The 21,606-nt window shown below is 73.7% G+C and carries 16 protein-coding genes; 11 read left to right on the forward strand and 5 right to left on the reverse strand.

Annotation, left to right across the window (positions count from 1 at the left end):
* Nucleotides 1–113: 113 nt before the first annotated feature.
* From BX286_RS34425 to metK, 3 genes are all read left to right on the forward strand, one after another.
* Complete coding sequence (locus tag BX286_RS34425) at nt 114–1,547, forward strand: helix-turn-helix domain-containing protein (protein ID WP_121017921.1); 1,434 nt, start codon at nt 114–116, stop codon at nt 1,545–1,547.
* 509 nt (nt 1,548–2,056) lie between these two features.
* Complete coding sequence (locus tag BX286_RS34430) at nt 2,057–2,671, forward strand: replication/maintenance protein RepL (RefSeq protein ID WP_148710327.1); 615 nt, start codon at nt 2,057–2,059, stop codon at nt 2,669–2,671.
* A gap of 117 nt (nt 2,672–2,788) precedes the next feature.
* Nucleotides 2,789–3,997, forward strand: a complete 1,209-nt coding sequence (gene metK, locus BX286_RS34435) for a methionine adenosyltransferase (RefSeq protein ID WP_121017831.1) — start codon at nt 2,789–2,791, stop codon at nt 3,995–3,997.
* 28 nt (nt 3,998–4,025) lie between these two features.
* Here the strand turns inward: metK and BX286_RS34440 are convergent, their stop codons facing one another.
* The 3 genes from BX286_RS34440 to BX286_RS34450 form a co-directional block, all read right to left on the reverse strand.
* Nucleotides 4,026–4,874: an SDR family NAD(P)-dependent oxidoreductase gene (locus BX286_RS34440; protein ID WP_121017832.1), complete on the reverse strand. Its 849-nt coding sequence runs from the start codon at nt 4,872–4,874 to the stop codon at nt 4,026–4,028.
* Nucleotides 4,871–5,824 carry an aromatase/cyclase gene (locus BX286_RS34445; RefSeq protein WP_100864998.1) on the reverse strand — a complete coding sequence of 318 codons (954 nt, stop codon included), beginning with the start codon at nt 5,822–5,824 and terminating at the stop codon, nt 4,871–4,873. The genes BX286_RS34440 and BX286_RS34445 overlap by 4 nt, the downstream gene beginning before the upstream one ends.
* Nucleotides 5,825–5,887: 63 nt before the next feature.
* Nucleotides 5,888–6,691, reverse strand: a complete 804-nt coding sequence (locus BX286_RS34450; RefSeq protein WP_079432343.1) for an SDR family NAD(P)-dependent oxidoreductase — start codon at nt 6,689–6,691, stop codon at nt 5,888–5,890.
* 175 nt (nt 6,692–6,866) lie between these two features.
* Here BX286_RS34450 and BX286_RS34455 point away from each other — a divergent pair, with 175 nt between their 5' ends.
* Genes BX286_RS34455 through BX286_RS34470 form a run of 4 tightly spaced genes read left to right on the forward strand, consistent with a single transcriptional unit; the run spans nt 6,867 to nt 11,483 of the window.
* On the forward strand, nt 6,867–8,045 hold the full coding sequence (locus BX286_RS34455; RefSeq protein ID WP_079432342.1) for a DegT/DnrJ/EryC1/StrS aminotransferase family protein: 1,179 nt from the start codon (nt 6,867–6,869) through the stop codon (nt 8,043–8,045).
* A complete protein-coding gene (locus BX286_RS34460) occupies nt 8,042–9,313 on the forward strand; it encodes a beta-ketoacyl synthase (RefSeq protein WP_079432341.1) in 1,272 nt (423 codons plus the stop codon). The genes BX286_RS34455 and BX286_RS34460 overlap by 4 nt, the downstream gene beginning before the upstream one ends.
* On the forward strand, nt 9,310–10,569 hold the full coding sequence (locus tag BX286_RS34465; protein ID WP_237293441.1) for a ketosynthase chain-length factor: 1,260 nt from the start codon (nt 9,310–9,312) through the stop codon (nt 10,567–10,569). Before BX286_RS34460 ends, BX286_RS34465 begins: the two co-directional genes overlap by 4 nt.
* A gap of 23 nt (nt 10,570–10,592) precedes the next feature.
* Complete coding sequence (locus BX286_RS34470; RefSeq protein WP_121017922.1) at nt 10,593–11,483, forward strand: MBL fold metallo-hydrolase; 891 nt, start codon at nt 10,593–10,595, stop codon at nt 11,481–11,483.
* A 210-nt stretch (nt 11,484–11,693) separates the two neighbouring features.
* Here BX286_RS34470 and argG read toward each other — a convergent pair whose 3' ends face one another.
* A complete protein-coding gene (argG, locus tag BX286_RS34475) occupies nt 11,694–13,148 on the reverse strand; it encodes an argininosuccinate synthase (protein ID WP_079432340.1) in 1,455 nt (484 codons plus the stop codon).
* A 110-nt stretch (nt 13,149–13,258) separates the two neighbouring features.
* Nucleotides 13,259–14,599, reverse strand: coding sequence for a crotonyl-CoA carboxylase/reductase (gene ccrA, locus BX286_RS34480; protein WP_121017833.1), 1,341 nt, complete (start codon nt 14,597–14,599; stop codon nt 13,259–13,261).
* 245 nt (nt 14,600–14,844) lie between these two features.
* Between ccrA and BX286_RS34485 the strand changes: the two genes are divergently transcribed.
* The 4 genes from BX286_RS34485 to BX286_RS34500 all read left to right on the forward strand — a co-directional run bounded on the left by BX286_RS34485 (nt 14,845) and on the right by BX286_RS34500 (nt 21,561).
* Nucleotides 14,845–16,497 carry a class I adenylate-forming enzyme family protein gene (locus BX286_RS34485; protein ID WP_261993670.1) on the forward strand — a complete coding sequence of 551 codons (1,653 nt, stop codon included), beginning with the start codon at nt 14,845–14,847 and terminating at the stop codon, nt 16,495–16,497.
* Between the two features lie 186 nt (nt 16,498–16,683).
* The gene (locus BX286_RS34490; RefSeq protein ID WP_167747667.1) at nt 16,684–17,652 is read left to right on the forward strand and encodes an aromatase/cyclase; all 969 of its coding nucleotides are present in this window, start codon (nt 16,684–16,686) and stop codon (nt 17,650–17,652) included.
* Nucleotides 17,649–19,682 carry a condensation domain-containing protein gene (locus BX286_RS34495; protein ID WP_121017834.1) on the forward strand — a complete coding sequence of 678 codons (2,034 nt, stop codon included), beginning with the start codon at nt 17,649–17,651 and terminating at the stop codon, nt 19,680–19,682. The genes BX286_RS34490 and BX286_RS34495 overlap by 4 nt, the downstream gene beginning before the upstream one ends.
* Before the next feature lie 253 nt (nt 19,683–19,935).
* Entirely contained in the window at nt 19,936–21,561 is a 1,626-nt protein-coding gene (locus tag BX286_RS34500; RefSeq protein WP_261993671.1) for a class I adenylate-forming enzyme family protein, read from the forward strand.
* Nucleotides 21,562–21,606: the final 45 nt, after the last annotated feature.

The following is a 21,606-nucleotide window of genomic DNA, read 5'->3' on the forward strand; positions in this document are numbered from 1 at the left end:
GGCGCTGGTGAACCGCGGCAACTCCAAGACCACCGCAACGGAAGGCGGTACAACAGTCCGTAGCCATAGGGCTGCAAGGGGTTTGCATCTCGTGCAAGTGCGGACGGCTGCGCATGGGCTCGGAACCATGGCCGTGCGGCCTCGAGTACATCGGGACGGTGGTTGTGGACGCAGTTCGAAGGCCGCAGGTGAGCGCCACAGCGGCGGCAACACCTGGCGAGGTGGTCCGCCGAACCCGCAGAGCCCAGGACATGACCCTGGCCCGGCTCGGCTCCTTGACTGGATACTCGGCCGCCCAGGTGTCCCGGCTGGAGCGCGGGAAGTCCGCCATGACGGACGTCTCCGTGCTCCACAGGTTCGCCCAGGCCCTCGGAATTCCACCCCAGGACCTCGGCCTCGCACCGGCCTCGGGCGGTCAACCGGAACCGTCCGTTCAACGAACTGGACCGTATCCGCATCTGCCCGCCCCTACCCTGGGATTCCCAGGTCACGATGAGGGGGAGGACCCGGTGCGCACGCGAAGGCAGTTACTTGCGAACCTCGCGGTCACCGCAGCGGCCGCCATGGGAGCCCCCGTCGCCGGACCCGACCGGGGCGAGACCGAGGAGGCGCAACTCGGCGAGACGCTGGTCGCAGGGCTGCGCGACGCGATGCTGGGCCTCGGCCGCGTTGCCGCGGACATGCCCCCGGAACGCCTCGTCGCGGAACTGCGACGTGCCTCCGCCGAATTCAACGAATGCGCCTACTCCAGCCTCGCCCTCCGCCTTCCGCGCCTGATCTCCGCCGGGCACCGGTCCACCAGCGACAGTTGCCGCGTGCTGGCGCAGGCGTACCTCTTGGCGACTCGGATCCTCGTCAAGCTCGACGAACCGCAACTCGGCTGGATGGCAGCCGACCGTGCACGGCAGATCGCCGCCGCCGGCGATGCACCAGTGGCAGTGGCGGAGGCAGCTCGTCAGCAGGCCGTGCTCGCCCGCAAAGCAGGCTGGCACGATCAGGCACTCACCCTCGCTCTGCACGCGGCTGATGAACCGGCATTGCGTGAGCTCGGGAACGCCGGGATCGCCCAGAGGGGCCTGCTGATCCAGTGCGCCGCGTATACCGTGGCCCATCAACGTGATCAGGCCGGCATGCGTGAGCTGACCCGCGAGGCCGCCGCCATCGCCAGAAGCCTGGGTGCCGTCACCCACCTCCGAGACACCAACGGCGGGTTCAGCCAGGCAACCGTACAGCTGCACCTGATCTCGGCGGAGACCACCGCAGGGGATCCTTCAGCGGCCATCACCGCTGCTGACGCCCTTGCTCCCCAGGCGCTCCCCACCACAGAGCGACGCGCGCTCTACTTCACCGACCGCGCGAAGGCGTTCGCCCAGTGGGGCCGGCGAGACGAATGCATCCGTGCTCTCCTCCAGGCCGAGTACTGGGCCCCTCAGGAGACCCACGCCCGTCCGGCTGTGAAGACCCTTGTTTCCGGCCTGCTCGTTTCCGGGCGCACCACACCCGAACTACGAGGCCTCGCCGCACGTACGGGCGTTCCGCACAGCTAGTGAGCGCGTGACCAGTGGGGAGTGCTGGGTGAGTGTCTCGCATGTCGCCTTCCCCAGTGATGGGGTATCGGTGGCCCAGCACCGTCGTGGTGGCCACCGCAAGCCGGTGCGCGCCCTGAAACGCCACGGCCGTTCTATCGGCTGCGGGCTGTGGGGGCGGGCCGTGTGAGCGCAGCTGCGTGGCTGGTGCGGGTGGGTGGCTGAGCGAGGCGCCCGTACACCGGGACCGTGTGCACGCCGATGGGGGCACACCTTCTGTGGCTGAGGCCGGAAGGGGGCCCCGGGGAGGTGGAAGCGTCGGAAGGCCGCAGGGTGCGCTGCTTCAAAGAAGGCACACCCGTTTGACCGGCGCTTTCGCCGCCGATGTGCGCAGCTCTGCTTCCCACTACCTTTGGGTAATGAGTCCCCCAGTTGCGCACAACGGGTGGGCGGCCTTCGAGGCGAGAAGTAAGGGTTCTCTTTATGGGCTTTAGTGGGAAGCTGGATTTCTCATTTGGTAGCGTCGGGGTGTGGCAACCAGCAGCAGCGCACGTACGCGTGCGGCGCGTACCCGCGTGCAGGTCGCAGAGGCCGTCGCATCCCTCATCCAGCCTGGAGAGTCTGCTGACATCACGATCCGCAGACGCGGCCCGTACACCATGCTCGTCACCACGGACGCGGCCATGACCGGCGATGACTCCGGGCCCATCCACGTTGTCGTCAGCCTGGACTTCCTGCGGCACCTGCCGGACTACAACGTCGGCTCCTTGGCCAAGGACACGTTCTGGAAGATCGTCGGCGCGCTGGCAGAGGTCGACGAGAACGGCCGCTACCTGCACATGAACGAGAACGGCGAGGTGGCCATCAAGCAGGACGAGTTGGCAGCTGCCCTTGGGGTCAGCCGACGCTCCGTCAACACCGCCGTCGGTCAGCTCATGGAGCGCTCGTTCATCTGGAAGTCCGGACGCGGCCGCTACCAGATCCACCCGTACATCCTCTACTTCGGCACTTCCACGGCGCAGGCACGAGCCATCGGCTACGCCGAAGCGAAGCGGAAGGACGGCAAGCTTCCGCCGATTCCCCGGCCGGGCGCTGTCATCGCCCGTCAGATCAGTGAGGACGGCGTCACGGACGTTATCGCCTGACGCCGCCGGAGCCGCCGGGCGCGCCGCGTTCGAGCGGGGCTCCAGGGGGGTCGGGGACGGTCGGCCTTCCGGCCGTGCACAGAGCCGTGCGCGGGGCCGTACACAGGAGGAAGCCGCATGTCCCGTCGTCTGTTCACCTCGGAGTCCGTGACCGAGGGCCACCCCGACAAGATCGCCGATCAGATCAGCGACACCATCCTCGACGCGCTGCTGCGACGGGATCCGACCTCGCGCGTGGCCGTGGAGACCCTGATCACCACCGGCCAGGTCCACATCGCGGGCGAGGTGACGACGAAGGCGTACGCGCCGATCGCCCAGCTCGTCCGCGACAAGATCCTGGAGATCGGCTACGACTCGTCCAACAAGGGTTTCGACGGCGCCTCCTGCGGCGTCTCGGTGTCCATCGGCGCGCAGTCCCCGGACATCGCGCAGGGCGTCGACACGGCGTACGAGCGGCGGGTGGAGGGCGAGGGCGACGAGCTCGACCGGCAGGGCGCGGGCGACCAGGGTCTGATGTTCGGCTACGCCTGCGACGAGACGCCCGAACTGATGCCGCTGCCGATCCACCTCGCGCACCGGCTGTCCCGGCGCCTGTCCGAGGTGCGCAAGAGCGCGATCGTTCCCTACCTGCGGCCCGACGGCAAGACGCAGGTCACCATCGAGTACGACGGGGACAAGCCGGTCCGGCTCGACACGGTCGTGGTCTCCACGCAGCACGCCGCCGACATCGCACTGGAGGTGCGGCTCACCCCGGACATCCGGGAGTTCGTCGTCGAGCACGTGCTCGGGCAGCTGGCCGCCGAGGGCATCAAGCTGGACACCGAGGGGTACCGGCTGCTGGTCAACCCGACCGGGCGCTTCGAGATCGGCGGCCCGATGGGCGACGCAGGCCTGACCGGCCGCAAGATCATCATCGACACCTACGGCGGTATGGCCCGTCACGGCGGCGGTGCCTTCTCGGGCAAGGACCCGTCGAAGGTGGACCGCTCGGCGGCGTACGCGATGCGCTGGGTCGCCAAGAACGTCGTCGCCGCCGGCCTCGCGGCCCGCTGCGAGGTGCAGGTCGCGTACGCGATCGGCAAGGCCGAGCCCGTCGGCCTCTTCGTGGAGACCTTCGGCACCGGCACCCTGCCCGACGAGCGGATCCAGGAGGCGGTCTCCAGCGTCTTCGACCTCCGCCCGGCCGCCATCATCCGCGACCTGGACCTGCTGCGCCCGATCTACGCGCAGACCGCCGCCTACGGCCACTTCGGCCGCGAGCTCCCCGACTTCACCTGGGAGCGCACGGACCGCGCCGACGCCCTGCGCGCCGCGGCCGGTCTCTAGGGCTCCAGGGGGTCAGGGCGCCAGGGGCTCAGGCCGGCGGGAAGTCCGTCGTCGGGGCCAGGGGGGCCCACTCCTCCCAGCCGGCCAGCCGCTCGCGCAGCACCGCCGGGGCGCGGTCGGCCGCACTGGCGCCCAGGAGGAGGCGGAGTGGGGGCTCATCGGCCTCCAGCAGCTTCAGCAACGCCACCCCGGCCCGGCGCGGGTCGCCGGGCTGGAGGTGGGCGAAGGCACCCGACAGTCCGTGCCGGCGCTGGGCCAGCACGGTGTCGTAGGCGGTCTTGGGCGTGGCCCGCACCAGGGAGCTCGCGCTCCACTCGGTGCGGAATTCGCCGGCCTCGATCAGGGTGACCTTGATCCCGAAGCCGGCGACCTCCTGGGCCAGGGTCTCGCCCATCGCCTCCAGGGCCCATTTGCTGGCGCAGTACATGCCCAGGTTGGGGTACGTGGTCACGCCCGCGATGCTGGACATCTGAAGGAGGTGGCCCGAGCCCTGGCGGCGCATCAGCGGGAGTACGGCCTGGGTGGTCCACAGGGCGCCGAGGAAGTTCACGTCGAACTGGTCGCGGACTTGTCGTTCGGTGACCTCCTCCACCGCACCGGCCAGCCCGTACCCGGCGTTGTTGAGCAGGACGTCGATCCGCCCGGCCCGCTCCCCGGCCTCGGCCACGGTCGCGAACACCGCCGCGCGGTCGCTGACGTCCAGGGTCATGGGGACGACCTGCGCGCCGAAGCGCTCGACGAGTCCGTCGAGCGCCTCGACGCGCCGGGCCGTGGCGACCACGGTGTCCCCTGCCTCCAGGACGACCTCGGCGACGGCCCGTCCCAGGCCCCTGGAGGCACCGGTGACGAACCAGACCCGGGGCGTCCCCTCCGTCATCGACGGGCCCGCTGCTCGGCGAAGGCCTTGGCGTGGTTGAGGGTGGCCGTGCTGTTGGTGCTGAGGGCGGACCGGACGTACGCCTTGGCGTCCTCGACCGTGGCCTCGGGGCCCAGGATCCGGGCGATGTTCGCGGTGTTGATCGTCACCGTGTGCTGGGAGGAGGCGGACACGCCGCCCTCGCCGTCCTCGGCGAACGTCCAGTAGCCGGTGTGCAGGCTCATCAGCGCAGGCAGGGTCGTCTGCTTGTAGGCGATCCGCTCGTCCGGGAACGTCACCCGGTAGGACTTGGTGGTGTGGACGGAGCCGTCCTTGGCCCGGGTGTCCATCTCCAGTTCCTGCAGGCCCGGGGTGTCCTCGGTCAGCCGGACGACCGCCACGTGCGGCAGCCGCTCGGGCCACAGGTGCGCCTCGTTGACGAAGTCGTAGACGTCCTTGGCGGAGCCCTCGACGCGGACCGTGTCCTCGAAGGAGAACGTCAGGTCCTCGGTGGCGTGGGCGTGCTCGACGTTGGTCTTGAGCGCGGCCAGCTCCGAGCGCGAGTTGCGGTCGACCGCGCGGTCGATCCACTCCAGCTTCTGCGGGTCGTCGTCCTCGGCCCGGTAGTCGTGCAGCAGCCGCACCCGGGACTCGCCCTCCGAGACCGGCTCGATGATCCAGGTGCCGCCCATCGCGGCGACCGGGGGAGCCGGGACCTCCTGGCGGAAGGTGATCGTCAGCTTCTCCGGGTCCAGGGTGCGGCGGGAGGTCCAGTTCTTGGGCTCGCCGTTGGCGGTGGCCCAGATCCGGATGCGCTCCTCGTTCCCGCCCTGCGGGATGTGGTCCACGTAGATGGTCGGGGGGAAGATCCGCGGCCAGTTCTGCACCTCGGCGATCAACCGGTACACGGCGGCGGCCGGGGCCGAGACCGTGATCTCGTGCTCCACTTCACGCAGGCCGGGCTGCGGCATGGTCTTGCTCCTCGGTTCGGGGTCGTACACGCGTACGTGCGTACGGGGTCGGGCGGGGCGGGCTCAGAAGTTGCCGAGGCCGCCGCAGACGTTGAGGGCCTGCGAGGTGATGGAGGCGGCGGTGTCGGAGGCCAGGTAGCCCACGAGCCCGGCGACCTCCTGCGGGGTGGAGTAGCGGCCGAGGGGGATCTTGGCCTGGAACTTCTCCAGCACGGCCTCCTCGGTGGTCTGGTACGCGGCGGCGTAGCCCTGGCGGACCCGCTCGGCCATCGGCGTCTCGACGTAGCCGGGGCAGACGGCGTTGACGGTGATGCCCGTCGGGGCCAGCTCGTTGCCCAGCGCCTTGGTGAAGCCCACCACGCCGTGCTTGGACGCCGAGTAGGGGGCGCCCAGGACCACGCCCTGCTTGCCGGCGGTGGAGGCGATGTTGATGATGCGGCCGCGGTTCTTGGCGCGCATGCCGCCGGTGTTCAGGACCTCGCGGGTGACGCGGAAGACGCTGTTGAGGTTGGTCTCGATGACGTCGTACCAGAGCTCGTCGGCGATGTCGGCGGTGACGCCGCCGCCCGAGCGGCCGGCGTTGTTGACCACCACGTCGATGGTGCCGAACCGCTCCACGGCCGCCTCGACCCAGGCCTTGACGCCCTCGCCGCTGCGCACGTCCACGCTCGCGCCGTCGACCTCCAGGCCCTCGGCGGTGAGCTCCTTGACGGTACGGGCCACGTTGTCGGCGTCGCGGGCGCCGATGAACACCCGGTGTCCCTGCGCGGCCAGGGTGCGGGCCGCTTCCAGGCCGATACCACTGGTCGCTCCGGTGACGACGGCGACGCGCTTGGTCTGGTCCTGCTCCTGGGCCTGGTCGGGCATGAGAACTCCTCGGTGAATCGACTGGTGGCGCACGCGGAGGATCCGTCACCGCGATGGAGCGGTACTCGAAGGCGTCTCGGCCCCGGTGTCGCGACCGGGGGGACCACCGGCCCTCCATCGTTCGTCGAGCGGCGGTCGACAAGATCGGGGAGACACCCGCACGCGAGAGGCGACCATGATCAACTTGTTTCAGCCCCAGGTCGGGGCGGAGGAACTCGACGCGGTCGCCGGGGTGTTCCACGACCGCAGGCTCGGCAGCGGACGGCGTACCACGGCCTTCGAGACGGCCTTCGCCGAGCACCTGGGCATCGAGCCCGGCCACGTCGTCTTCACCAGCTCCGGCACGACCGCACTGCACCTGGCCGTCGAGACCCTCGACCTCGAGGAGGGCGACGAGGTCGTCCTGCCCTCCCTCGGCCTGCCCGCCACCGCCGAGGCCGTGGCCGCGCGCGGCGGCCGCCCCGTCTTCTGCGACGTCGACCGCCGCACCCTCAACCCGTCCCTGGAGGACGTCGAGGCCGCCCTCACCGACCGCACCCGCGCGGTCCTCTTCCTCCACTACGGGGGACGCGCCGGCGACATCGTCCGCATCGCCGCGCACTGCCGGGAACGGGGCCTGGCCCTGATCGAGGACGGCGCCTGCTCCGTCGCCTCCCGCGTCGACGGCCGGCCCGCCGGCACCTTCGGCGACCTCGCCGTGTGGAGCTTCGACCCCGGCCGGGTCCTGGTCACCGGCGACGGCGGCATGGTCTACGCGAAGGACCCCGAACGGGCCGCCCGCACCCGCCTCCTCGCCCGCCGCGGCCTGGTCCGCGCCAGCGGCTTCGGCCATGCCTCCCTGCCCGGCGAACCGGACCTGCCCGAGTACGGGCGCGGGATCGCCGGCAACGACCTGACCGCCGCCATCGGCACCGTCCAGCTGCGCCGCCTCCCCGAGATGGTGGAGCGGCGCCGCGAGATCGCCGCCCGCTACGACCGGGAGCTGGCCGGCACCGACGGACTGCTGACGCCCCCGCCGCTGCCCGAGGGCCACGAGTCCACGGACTGCCTGTACTGGGTGCAGCTCCACCCCGCCATCAAGGACGGGGTCGTCGCCGACCTGCTGGCCGAGGAGATCTACACGACCTCCCACCACGCGCCCCTGCACCGGTTCCCGGCCGACGGCGACGGGGAGCCCCCGGCGGCCCCGCTGCCCTCCTGCGACTGGGCGGTGGACCGCACCGTGCGCCTGCCCCTGCACCCCGGGCTCAGCGACGCGGACGTGACCACCGTCATCGACGCGCTGCGCAGGTCGGTGCGGTCCAGGCTCTCCGACCGTACCGACGAAGGACTCACCGTGAAGGACACCCCATGAACCGACGCGTCGTCATCACCGGGATCGGCGTGGTCGCACCCGGGGGAGTGGGCACCAAGGCGTACTGGGCCCGGCTCACCTCCGGGCGGACCGCCACCCGCGCCATAAGCCTCTTCGACGCCTCCGGCTTCCGTTCGCGGATCGCCGCCGAGGCCGACTTCGACCCGCTCGCCCACGGGTTCACCCCCGAGGAGGCCGCCCGCCTGGACCGGGCCGCCCAGTTCGCGCTGGTCAGCGCCGACGAGGCGGTCCGTGACAGCGGGCTCGACACCGCGGCCCTGGACCCCACGCGCACCGGCGTCACCCTGGGCAGCGCGGTGGGCTGCACCACGGGCCTGGACAACGAGTACAACGCCGTCAGCGGGGGCGGCTCCACCTGGCAGGTGGACCACACCCTCGCCGTGCCCCACCTGTTCGACTACTTCGTGCCCAGCTCGATGGCGGCCGAGGTGGCCTGGCGCGTCGGCGCCCAGGGCCCCGTCTCCATGGTCTCCACCGGCTGCACCTCGGGCCTGGACTCCATCGGCCACGCCGTGGAACTGATCCGCGAGGGCAGCGCCGACGTGATGGTCACCGGCGCCACCGAGGCGCCGATCTCGCCGATCACCGTGGCCTGCTTCGACGCCATCAAGGCCACCTCGCCCAGCAACGACCACCCGGAGACCGCCTCGCGCCCCTTCGACGCCACCCGCAACGGGTTCGTCCTCGGCGAGGGCTCGGCGGTCCTGGTCCTGGAGGAGCTGGAGAGCGCCCGCCGCCGCGGCGCCCACGTCTACGCCGAGATAGCCGGGTTCGCCAGCCGCGGCAACGCCTACCACATGACCGGGCTGAAGGCCGAGGGCCGCGAGATGGCCGAGGCCATCACCGTCGCCCTCGACGAGGCCCGCCTGCCCGCCACCGCCGTCGACTACGTCAACGCCCACGGCTCCGGCACCAAGCAGAACGACCGGCACGAGACCGCCGCCTTCAAGCGCAGCCTCGGACAGCACGCCTACGAGACCCCGGTCAGCTCCATCAAGTCGATGATCGGGCACTCGCTCGGCGCGATCGGCTCCCTGGAGGTGGCCGCCAGCGCCCTGGCCATCGAGCACAACACCGTCCCCCCGACGGCCAACCTGCACCACCCCGACCCGGGCTGCGACCTGGACTACATCCCGCTGACCGCGCGCGAGCACCGCACGGACACCGTGCTCAGCGTCGGCAGCGGCTTCGGCGGCTTCCAGAGCGCCATGATCCTGACCCGCCCGCGCCTGGGAGCCGCCGCATGAGCACGCAGACCGCAGCCGCCCCGGTGATGTCGGCGGCGGCCGCCTCCGCCGCCCCCGTGATCACCGGGATCGGCGTCGCCGCCCCGAACGGGCTGGGCACCGAGGCCTGGTGGAGCGCGGTCCTGCGCGGCGAGAGCGGCATCCGCCCGGTCACCCGCTTCGACGCCGGCCAGTACCCGGCGAAGCTGGCCGGGGAGGTCCGGGGCTTCGACGCCGCCGAGCACCTGCCCGGCCGGCTGCTGCCGCAGACCGACCAGGTGACCCGGCTCGCCCTCACCGCCGCCGACGAGGCCCTCGCCGACGCCGGCGTGGATCCCGCCGGGCTGCCCGACTACGCGGCCGGGGTGATCACCGCCAGCTCGGCCGGCGGCTACGAGTTCGGGCAGCGCGAGCTCCAGGCCCTGTGGAGCAAGGGCGGCCAGTACGTCAGCGCCTACCAGTCCTTCGCCTGGTTCTACGCCGTCAACAGCGGCCAGATCTCCATCAAGAACGGCATGCGCGGCCCCAACAGCGTCCTGGTCAGCGAGCAGGCCGGCGGGCTCGACGCGGTGGCGCAGGCCCGCCGCCAGCTCCGCAAGGGCATCCGGCTCGTCGTCACCGGCGGCATGGACTCCTCCCTCTGCCCCTGGGGCTGGGCCGCCCACCTGGCCTCCGGCGAGCTCAGCACCAGCGAGGACCCCGAGCGCGCCTACCTGCCCTTCTCCGAGGAGGCCGGCGGGCACGTCGTCGGCGAGGGCGGGGCCCTGCTGGTCCTGGAGGACGCGGCCGCCGCCCGCGAGCGCGGCGCCCGCCCCTACGGGGAGGTCGCCGGCTACGCGGCCACCTTCGATCCGCCGCCCGGCTCGGGCGGCGCCCCCCGGCTGCGTGACGCCGCCGCGCTGGCCCTGCGCGAGGCCGGGCTGGCCCCCGCCGACGTGGACGTGGTCTTCGCCGACGCGGCCGGGCGGCGCGCGGCCGACCGGGCCGAGGCCGCGGCCCTCGCCGAGGTCTTCGGGGAGTACGGGGTCCCGGTGACCGCCCCCAAGACCATGACGGGCCGGCTCGCCGCGGGCGGCGCCTCCCTCGACCTGGCCGCGGCCCTGCTGTCGCTGCGCGACGGCGTGATCCCGCCGACCGTGCACGCCGGGCCGCCCGCCGCGGACTGCCCGGTCGACCTCGTGACCGAGGTGCGCCGGCCCGCCCGGCTGCGCACGGCGCTGGTGCTGGCACGGGGCCGGGGCGGCTTCAACGCGGCCATGGTGGTCCGGGGACGGTGACCGGCAGCGTCGGCGGGCCCCGGATGGAGGAGGTGGCCGAGCACGTCTGGGCCTACCTCCAGCCCGACGGCGGCTGGTGCCTGAACAACGCCGGGCTGATCGCCCCGGACGGCGGCCGGCCCGTGCTGGTCGACACGGCCGCCACCGAGGCCCGTACGCGGGCCCTGAGGGAGGCGGTCGCCCGGATCACCCCGCACGCCCCGCGCTTCGTGGTGAACACCCACTCGCACGGCGACCACACGTTCGGGAACCGGTTCTTCGCCGACCGGGCGCTGGTCGTCGCCCACGAGGCGGCGCGCGCCGAGATGGCCCTGGCCGGTCTGCACCTGACGCGGCTGTGGCCGGACGTCCCCTGGGGGGAGGTCCGCGTGGAACTGCCCGGGCTGACCTTCCGCGACCGGCTCACCCTGCACCCGGGGGAGTTCCCCGTCGAGCTGATCCACCCCGGCACCGCCCACACCGTCGGGGACACGGTGGTCTGGCTGCCGCGGCAGCGGGTCCTGTTCACCGGGGACATCGTGATGTCCGGGGCCACGCCGTTCTGCCTGACCGGCTCGGTCTCCGGCTCCCTCGCCGTCGTCGAGCGGCTGCGCGCCCTCGGCCCGCGGACCGTCGTCGCCGGTCACGGGCCGGTCGGCGGCCCCGCACTGCTCGACGCCACCGTCGGCTACCTGCGCCTGCTCCAGCGGCTGGCCGTCGAGGGCCTTGCGGCGGGGCTGACCCCGCTGGAGGCCGCGCGGGAGGCCGACCTCGGCCCGTACGCGGAGCTCCTGGACGCCGAGCGGCTGGTGCCCAACCTGCACCGCGCCTACGCGGAGGCGCGGGGCGCGGAGCCGGGGCACCGGCTCGACGTGGAGCAGATGTTCTGCGAGATGGTCGAGTACCACGGCGGACTGCCCGCCTGCGCCGCCTGAGGGCGGTGCGGACGGGCAGTCCGGGGGCCGTGGGGTACGGGGTCTGCCAGGCCGTCTCTTCCGGATCTTGCCTGGCCCGCGCCGCCCGGCACCGCACCTCGCCGCCTTGGCGGGGCACCAAGTACGTCCAGTACGGCGGCGCCCCGCCAAGGCGCCGATGCACGGCACCGAACGACGCGGGCTTAACCGGCAAGATCCGAAAGAGATGACCTAGTCGGTGCCGGACTCCATCGCGGCGCGGTCCAGCAGCTCCTCGTCCGCGGAGACCTCGCCGCGCGAGGCGATGGCCTCGGCGCCGCCCTCCGGCATCTCCTGCATGGTGCCGATCAGCCCGGTCGCGGCCGCCTGGGCGGCGCCGACGGCGGGGCTGCCGCTGCCGATCAGGCCGAGCACCGCGTACTGCTCCAGCTTGGCGCGGGAGTCGGCGATGTCGAGGTTGCGCATGGTCAGCTGGCCGATGCGGTCCACCGGGCCGAAGGCCGAGTCCTCGGTGCGCTCCATGGACAGCTTGTCCGGGTGGTAGCTGAACGCCGGGCCCTGGGTGTCGAGGATCGAGTAGTCCTCGCCGCGCCGCAGCCGCAGGGTCACCTCGCCGGTGACGGCCGCGCCGACCCAGCGCTGGAGGGACTCGCGGACCATCAGGGCCTGCGGGTCCAGCCAGCGGCCCTCGTACATCAGCCGGCCGAGGCGCCGGCCCTCGTTGTGGTACTGGGCGAGGGTGTCCTCGTTGTGGATGGCGTTGACCAGGCGCTCGTAGGCGGCGTGCAGCAGGGCCATGCCGGGCGCCTCGTAGATGCCGCGGCTCTTCGCCTCGATGATCCGGTTCTCGATCTGGTCGGACATGCCCATGCCGTGCCGGCCGCCGATGGCGTTGGCCTCCATGACCAGGTCGACGGCGGAGGAGAACTGCTTGCCGTTGATCGTGACGGGGCGGCCCTGCTCGAAGCCGATGGTCACGTCCTCGGTGTCGATGTCGACCGAGGGGTCCCAGAACCGGACGCCCATGATCGGCTCGACGGTCTCGACGCCGGTGTCCAGGTGCTCCAGGGTCTTGGCCTCGTGGGTGGCGCCCCAGATGTTGGCGTCGGTGGAGTACGCCTTCTCCGTGCTGTCCCGGTAGGGGAGGCCGTGGGCCAGCAGCCACTCCGACATCTCCTTGCGGCCGCCGAGCTCGGTGACGAAGTCCGCGTCCAGCCAGGGCTTGTAGATCCGCAGGTGGGGGTTGGCGAGCAGGCCGTAGCGGTAGAACCGCTCGATGTCGTTGCCCTTGAAGGTCGAGCCGTCGCCCCAGATCTGGACGTCGTCCTCCAGCATCGCCCGCACCAGCAGGGTGCCGGTGACGGCGCGGCCGAGCGGGGTGGTGTTGAAGTAGGCGCGGCCGCCGGAGCGGATGTGGAACGCGCCGCAGGTCAGCGCGGCCAGGCCCTCCTCGACCAGCGCCGCGCGGCAGTCGACCAGACGTGCGACCTCGGCGCCGTAGGCCTTGGCGCGCCCGGGCACCGAGGCGATGTCGGGCTCGTCGTACTGGCCGATGTCGGCGGTGTAGGTGCACGGGACGGCGCCCTTGTCGCGCATCCACGCGACCGCGACGGAGGTGTCGAGTCCGCCGGAGAAGGCGATGCCGACGCGCTCGCCGACGGGAAGGGAGGTGAGGACCTTAGACATGGGATGAGTATGCAGAAGGATGCATGTTCATGCAAGTGGAGCGAGCTCCGCCGTTAACGGCGGCGTGGCGGCGGCGCGGCGTTAACGCCGTTAATGATCGACAAGCAGGGTCAGGCCCGGGGGCGGAAGCGGTTGACCGCCTCCAGGTGCTTCGCGCGCAGCTCGTGGTCGCGCACGCCCAGGCCCTCCCCGGGGGCGAGCGCCAGGACGCCGACCTTGCCCTGGTGGAGGTTGCGGTGGACGTCGTAGGCGGCCTGCCCGGTCTGCTCCAGCGGGTACACCTTCGACAGGGTGGGGTGGATCTTGCCCTTGGCGATGAGGCGGTTGGCCTCCCAGGCCTCGCGGTAGTTCGCGAAGTGCGAGCCGATGATCCGCTTCAGCGACATCCACAGGTAGCGGTTGTCGTACTCGTGCATGTAGCCCGAGGTCGAGGCGCAGGTGGTGATCGTGCCGCCCTTGCGGGTGACGTAGACGGAGGCGCCGAAGGTCTCGCGGCCCGGGTGCTCGAAGACGATGTCCACGTCCTCCCCGCCCGTCAGCTCCCGGATGCGCTTGCCGAAGCGCTTCCACTCCCCGGGATCCTGCGTCCGCTCGTCCTTCCAGAACCTGTACCCCTCGGCGGTCCGGTCGATGACCGCCTCGGCGCCCATGGAACGGCAGATCTCCGCCTTCTCCGGGGAGGAGACCACGCAGACCGGGTGGGCGCCGCCGGCCAGCGCCAGCTGGGTGGCGTACGAGCCCAGGCCGCCGCTGGCGCCCCAGATCAGCACGTTGTCGCCCTGCTTCATCCCGGCGCCGTTGCGGGAGACCAGCTGGCGGTAGGCGGTGGAGTTCACCAGACCCGGGGCGGCGGCCTCCTCCCAGGTCAGGTGCTCGGGCTTGGGCATCAGCTGGTTGGACTTCACCAGGGCCAGCTCCGCCAGACCGCCGAAGTTGGTCTCGAAGCCCCAGATCCGCTGCTCCGGATCGAGCATCGTGTCGTCGTGCCCGTCGGCCGACTCCAGCTCCACCGACAGGCAGTGCGCCACCACCCGGTCGCCCGCCTTCCACCGGTTCACACCCGGGCCGGTGCGCAGCACCACGCCCGCCAGGTCCGAACCCAGCACGTGGTACGGGAGGTCGTGGCGGCGGGTGAGCTCCGAGAGACGGCCGTAGCGCTCCAGGAAACCGAAGGTCGGCAGCGGCTCGAAGATCGAGCTCCAGACGGTGTTGTAGTTGATCGCGCTCGCCATCACCGCGACCAGCGCCTCGCCCGGACCCGGCTGCGGCGTCGGCACCTCCTGCAGGTGCAGGGACTTGCGCGGGTCCTTCTCCGCCGAGGGGATCCCCGTGAACATGCCGGTCTCGTCCCGGCGCACCACGTTGCCCCGGTACGCCTCCGGCAGCGGCAGCGCCGCGAAGTCCCCGGGCAGCGCGTCCTCGGAGAGCAGGGCCTCGACGATCTCGTCCACGTGACTTCCCTTGCGACGGAGGGATGCGGCGGCGCCGGACGTGCGGGTCCGCCGAAGCGCGTGCCCGCAGGCTCCGCCCCGGGCGTCGAAGGCCGCCGGAGGAACGCTCGACGACGGCGGGATCGAGTCACCTTCGAAGCGCCCTCAACCGGAGGTGCGGACCGTGATGCGTCGGGATCAGCGACCAGGGACCAGCGACCAGGGATCCGGAGATCCAGGGATCAGCCCGACCAGGAGGACGCGCCGTGCCGATCTACCGCCTCAGCCGCCGCCCGCAACCGACCCGCCGCAGGGAGCTGCCGCTCGACGGACTGCTGCGCCGGGCCGCGGAACGCGACCCCGCCGCCTGTGCGTTCCGCTCCCCCCACGGTACGCGGACCTTCGCCGAACTCGACGCCCGCGCCGACCGGTTCGCCGCCTACCTCGAACACGCCCTCGGCCGGCGCGGGGCCCGCGTCGGCGTCGCCAACACCCTCGACGAGGAGTTCGCCGCCGCCTACTACGGCACCATCCGCAGCGGCAACACCGTCGTCCTCCTCAACCCCCTGATCCGGGCCGCGGGACTGCGCCGCGTCTGCGAACTGGCCGACGTCGAGATCGCCTTCCTGCCCACCGCCGCCGCCGAACAGCTCGTCAAGACCGCCGACCGGCTGCCCCTGCTGCGCGAGATCGTCGTCACCGACGCACCCGACGGGATCGTGCCCGCCGACGCCCTGCCGCTGTCCGTCGCCCTCGACCGCGCCCCGCAGCCCGGCCCTCGCCCCGACGAGGCCCCCTTCGACCCGAACGCCGTGGTGTGCGTGCAGTTCACCACCGGGACCACCGGCCGCCCCAAGGGCGTCCGGCTGACCCACCGCAACCTGCTCGCCAACGCCGCGCAGACGGCCGCCGCCCACCGGCTCGACTCCGGCTCGGTGGTCCTCAACCACCTGCCGCTCTACCAGCCGATGCACCTCAACTCGGCCGTCCTCGCGGGCGCCTGCCAGGTGCTGTGCCCCGCCCCGCGCCCCGCGGCCGCCCTCGCCCTGGCCGCCCGTACCGGCGCCACCCACCTCTACAGCCTGCCCGCCCGGCTGCACCAGCTCGCCGCCGACCTGCGCCACGGCGAACTCCCGGGCGCCGGGGAACTGCCCGGCTTCCCCCTGCCCGCCGCTCCCGCCCTCGACCGGCTCACCGCCGTCCTCTCCGGCGGCAGCGCCCTCGCCCCCGCGGACGCCCGGCTGCTCTCCGACCGGCTCGGCGTCCCCGTCCTGCAGGGGTACGGCCTGGTCGAACTCGCCCCGCTCACCCACTCCCAGCGGCCCGGCGAGGACCTTTCCGGCTCCGGCTCCGTCGGCACCCCCGTCCCCGGCACCGCCTGCCGCATCGTGCACCCCGGCACCGGCCTGCCGCTCGGCCCCGGCGAGACCGGCGAGGTGCAGCTGAGCGGGCCCCAGCTGATGGCCGGCTACCTCGGGGAGAACGGGCCGGCCGCCGGGGAGGACGGCTGGTTCTCCACCAAGGACGTCGGCCGCATCGGCCCGGACGGGGAGCTGTACCTCGTCGACCGGCTCGACGACGTCTTCTCCTACGACGGCGAACTCGTCTCGCCCACCGCCGTCGAATCCGTCCTCGCCGCCGACCCCCGGGTCGCCGACTGCGTCGTCGTCGGCTGGCCCGACCCGGTCCACGGAGCCGTCGCCTGGCTCGGGCTCGTCCTGCACGACCCGACCGCGCCCGGGCTGCTCGACGTCCTCGACTCCATCGTCGAGACGGCCAACGGACAGCTCGGCCCGCACGAGCAGATCCGGCGCGTCGAGCTGATCGGCGCCGTGCCGCGCACCCCCGCCGGAAAGCCCGAGCGGCGCTCCCTGCGCCGCGAACTGCACCACCGGGCGGCGGCCGAAGCCTCCCTCTGACACATGCCCGGGGGCCGGCCCGGGGGGTATGCGCACGGCCCCGGGGTACCCGTACGGCCCGGGGGGTCTTCGCAAGGCCTCCCGAGAGCCCGTGGACGGCCCGTGCAGCCGGGGTCCAGGGCCTTTCGAGCGGAGCTCCGCCGACTGCCGCGAAGTTGGTGGACCGAGGCAGAGAGGTGTGAACCGATGTCAGGTGAGCGTGTGCAGCACACGTCGTACTCGGTGGACGTGGCCGCCCCCGCGGGTGTGGTCTACGCGCTGCTCGCGGACACGACGCAGTGGCCGCTGTTCGTCCCGCCCAGCATCCACGTGGAGCGGCTGGACTTCGACGGGACCAGCGACCGCTTCGGGATGTGGGCGACCGCGGGCGATACCGTCACCTCCTGGGTGTCGCGGCGCTCCCTGGACCCCGCACGGCGCACCATCGACTTCCACCAGGAGGTCCCGGCGCCCCCGGCCACCGCCATGAGCGGCCGCTGGGAGGTCGCCGAACTCGCCGGCGGCCGCTCCCGGCTGACCCTGCACCACCGGTTCGCGGTGGCCCCCGGGGACGGGGCCGGCGCCCGGTGGCTCGCCGACGCCACCGACGCCAACAGCCACGCCGAACTCCAGCAGCTGAAGCGGACCGCCGAGCAGTGGACCGCCCTGGACGGCCTGCTGCTGTCCTTCGAGGACTCGGTGCGCGTCGAGGGACCCCCGGAACTCGTCTACGACTTCCTGTACCGGGCCGGGGACTGGCCCGCCCACCTGCCCGAGGTCACCCGCGCACACGTGGCCGAGGACCGTACGGGCGTCCAGCTGCTGACCATGGACACCCGCGCGGCCGACGGCACCACCGACACCAGCGAGTCCGTACGGATCTGCCTCCCGCACGCCGGACGGATCGTCTACAAGCGGACCCGCACCCCGCGGCTGCTCGCCGCCCACACCGGCGAATGGTCGGTCGACCCCGATGAGACCGGGGTCACCGCCGTCGCCAGCCACCGGGTCCTGCTGCGCGCCGAGGACATCGAGCCGGTCCTCGGCCCGGGCGCCGACCTCGCCCAGGCCCGCGACCACGTACGCCGCAGCCTGGGCGGTGCCTGCACCCGCGTCCTGCACCTGGCCCGGCGGCACGCGGAGACGGCCGTCCCGAGCCTGAGCGCGAGGCGGTGACCGGCCGCCCCGGCGACGGCCCGCGCCGGGCCCCGGCGTCCCGGGTTCTCGCCGCCCCCCGGCCGAGGGTCCACCCCGCCGCCCCCCTCCAGGTCGACGTGCTCCTCGACGGCCTCACCCACCCGGGCCGCGGCCTGCACACCGGGCAGCTGCACTGGCGGCTGCCCGGCCCCTTCGACGCCGAGCGGTTCACCCGGGCCTGGCAGACCGTCACCGACCAGGAGGCGGTGCTGCGGACCGGGCTCGCGCCGGCTGCTTCCGGCACCGGTACCGGGCTGCCGGGTTTCGCCGTCCACCCGGCCGCCGGTCCGCTGATCGTCCGCCACCCGGTGGGCGGCGCCCAGTGGGAGGCGCTGCTCGCCGCCGAGCGGATGCGCGAGTTCGACCTCACCCGGTCCGACCCGCTGCGGATCGCCCTGCTGGAGGAGCCCGACGGTTCGACGCGGGTCCTGCTCACGTACCACCGCGCGTTCCTCGACCCGGTCGGCGCGGAGCAGCTCGTGCGCGCCTTCCACCGCGCCCACGCCGCCGACGGCCGCCCCCGGGGCGGTGAGCGGCGGCCCGACCTGCGTGACCACCTCCAGTGGATCGGCACCCGGGACCGGGCCCCCGCCCGCGAGTTCTGGGCCCGTGCCGCCCCGCCCGCGGGCTCCGCCACCCTCCCGGCCGGCGACCGCGGCCGCCCCACGCACCAGCGCGGGCACGGCCGTACCCGGCAGCGGCTCACCCCGGCCGAAGCGGCCCGGCTGCGCGGCTGGGCCGCCGCCCGGGGCGCTGCGGAGAGCACCGCCCTCCAGGCGGTGTGGGCGCTGCTGCTGTACCGGGCGGCCGACGGCGGTCCGGGACCGGTCCCGGTGGCCTTCGGCGCCGCCGTGTCCGGCCGGGGCATCCCGCTCGACGGCGCCGACCGCCTGCCGGGGCCGCTGCTGGGCGCCCTGCCCGTGGGCGTGGAGGTCCGCCCCGGCGGCACCCTCGCGGACCTGCTGTCCGCCCTCGCGGGGCGGGCCGTCGACCTCGCCGCGTACGAGTGGGTCTCGGCCGGCCAGGTCCACCGCTGGTCGGGCCGCGACCCGTACGACCCGCTCACGGAGTCGGTCCTGGCCTTCCTGCCCCCACGCGAACCCCGCCTCCCCTCGGCACCGCGCCCCCTCGCCGCCGGGGGTCCTCCGCAGCCGGAGCTCCCGGCGGGGGCGTTGGGGGAGTCCCCGTTCCCGGTGGGGGAGTTGGGGGAGACCGCGTCCCCGGTGGGGCCGTGGGCGGAGTCCCCGTTCCCGGCGGGGCCGTTCGTGGAGCCCGCGTCCGCGCCGGGGTGGCCCCGGCGGCCCGCCTCCCCGGCGGGGCCGTTCGCGGAGCCTGCCTTCCCGGCGGGGCCGGAAGCGCCGTCCGGGCCGTTCGGTGCGGCGGGCGGGGACGGCGTCGGCCCCGCCGAGGAGTGCGAGGCCTACACGGGGACGCCGTTGGTGCTCACGGCCCGGCACGACGTGGACGGCGGGCTGCTGCTGACGCTCGTCCACGACCGGACCCGGATCGCCGACGGCGACGCCGACGAGATCCTGTGGCAGGTCGCCTGCCTGCTGCGCGGCCTCCCGGCCGACGCGGACCCCGGAGCCACCGTCACCGAGGCGCTGCGGCTGCTGGACGGAGCCCCCGTGCCGCTGGCGGCCGCGCCCCCCGACCCGCCGCCGCGCACCCTGCGCGCGGCGGCCGCCCCCGGGACGGGACTGGTCTGCCTGCTGCGGCCGCCCGGCGCGCCCGAGGACTGTTACGACGGCCTCGTGCACGGCCGGCGCGGAAGGCGGGCCCTGCTGTCCGTGGCCCCCAGGGCCTCGGCCGCCCTGGCCGCGCTGGCCCCCGCGCTGGCGGCCGGGGAGCCCGTCGTGCTGGGCGGGTACCCGGAGGTCGCGGACCTCGCGCACCAGGTCGCGGGCCGCGTCGCCGCGTACGGCTGGGCCCGGCCGCCGGTCGCGGTAGCCGCCACCGAACGCGAGCTCGCGGCGGCCCTGACGGCGGCCGGACGCAAGAGGCCGTAGGCCGCGTCGCACCGGATCGGTCCGTCCCGGCCCGGCTTGCGGAGTCCGGCGCTCGCCTGACGGGCCGGGGAACGACCCGCCTGGCCCTCCTGCGGGCGGGGTTCGGGCCGTGGCGGGTGGCGTGGGTTTCGGTCGGGGCCGGAGGTGTGCACCAGAGGGGTTCGAGTGGTCCTGGAGTGGATTGCGAGCGGTGGCGTGGACCGTGGGAGGGCCCTGTCGCCCGCCGGGACGCAGTGCAGAGGGGAGCAGAGCCGTGCCGACACCCGCCCATCCGGAACTGCCGCGACTGCCGCACCTGCCGCTCGACGGGCTGCTGCGCCGCGCCGCCCTGCGGGCCCCCGGGGCCCCGGCGCTGCGCGTGGGCGCGCAGACGCTCACCTTCGGGGAGCTCGACGCCCGCGCCGACCGGATCGCCGCCTACCTGGAGTGCTCGGTGGGCCGGCGCGGGGCGCGCGTGGCCGTCGTGAACACCCTGGACGCCGAGTTCGCGGCCGCGTACTACGCCACCGTCCGCAGCGGCAACACCGTCGTCGTCCTCAACCCGCTGCTCGCGCCCGCCCGGACGGCGAAGGTGCTCGCCGCCGCCGGTGCCGAGCTGGCCTTCGCGCCGCGGGCCGCCGCCGAGGCGCTGTGCGCGCTGCCCGACCGGCCCGAGAGCCTGTCCCTGGTGCTGGTCACCGGGGCCGAGGACGGCGGCCCGCTGCCCGGCGCCGCCGTCCCGCTGGACCTCGTCCTCGACGCCGTCGCCCCGGCCGCCGGATCCGCCGCCCCGCGCGCGGCCGTCTCCGTGGACCTCGACGCCGAGGCCTGCGTCCAGTTCACGACGGGCACCACCGCGAGCCCCAAGGGCGTCCGGCTGACCCACCGCAACCTCGTCGCCAACGCCGTCCAGACGGCCCTGGCCCACCGGCTCGGCGAGGACTCCACCACCCTCAACCACCTCCCGCTGTACCAGCCGATGCACCTCAACTCGGCCGTGTACGCGGGCGCCTGCCAGGTGCTGTGCCCCGACCCCGACCCGTTCGCCTCCTTCGCCCTCGCCGAGGAGGCCGGCGCCACCCACTACTACGGGCTGCCCGCCCGCCTCCACCGGCTCGCCGCCGACGAGCGGCTGCACGGCGGCCCCCTGCCCGGCCTGCCCGCCGGCCCCCGGCTGACCGCCGTCCTCTCGGGCGGCAGCGCCCTCAACCCGGCCGCCGCCCGCACCCTCGCCCACCGGATCGGCGTCCCCGTCGTCCAGGGCTACGGCATGACCGAGCTCTCCCCGCTCACCCACTGCCAGCGCCCCGACGGCACGACCGGCACCGGCTCCGTCGGCACCCCCGTGCCCGGTACCGGATGCCGCGTCGTCCACCCCGACACCGGGGTCCCGCTGCCGCCCGGGGAGAGCGGCGAGGTACAGGTGCGCGGCCCGCAGCTGATGGCCGGCTACCTGGGCACCGAGGAGGCGCCGGCCGGCCCCGACGGCTGGTTCTCCACCGGCGACGTCGGCCGGATCGGCCCGGACGGGGAGCTGTTCCTCGTCGACCGGCTCGGGGACGTCTTCCTCCACGACGGGGAACTCGTCTCGCCCAGCGCCGTCGAGCGGGTCCTCGGCTCCGACCCCCGGGTCGCCGAATGCGCGGTCGTCGGCTGGCCCGACGCCGTGCACGGGTCCGTCACCTGGGCCGGCATCGTCCTGCGCGAGCGCGGCGCGGCCGACCCCGCGCCCCTGCTGGCGGAGATCGCCGCCCGCGCCAACGAGCGCCTGGCGCCCTTCGAACGCATCCGCCGCGTCGAGGCCATCGACGCGGTCCCGCGCACCCCCGTCGGCAAGCCCGTACGGGGCGTGCTGCGCCGCAGCATCCGCAGCCGCGCGGCCGCCGAGGCGAACGCCTGACACCACCCGTCCGGCCCCCCCCGAGACCCATCCAAGGAGCAGGAG

The sequence above is a fragment of the Streptomyces sp. 3211.6 genome, assembly GCF_003634815.1.
Classification (GTDB): domain Bacteria; phylum Actinomycetota; class Actinomycetes; order Streptomycetales; family Streptomycetaceae; genus Streptomyces; species Streptomyces katrae_A.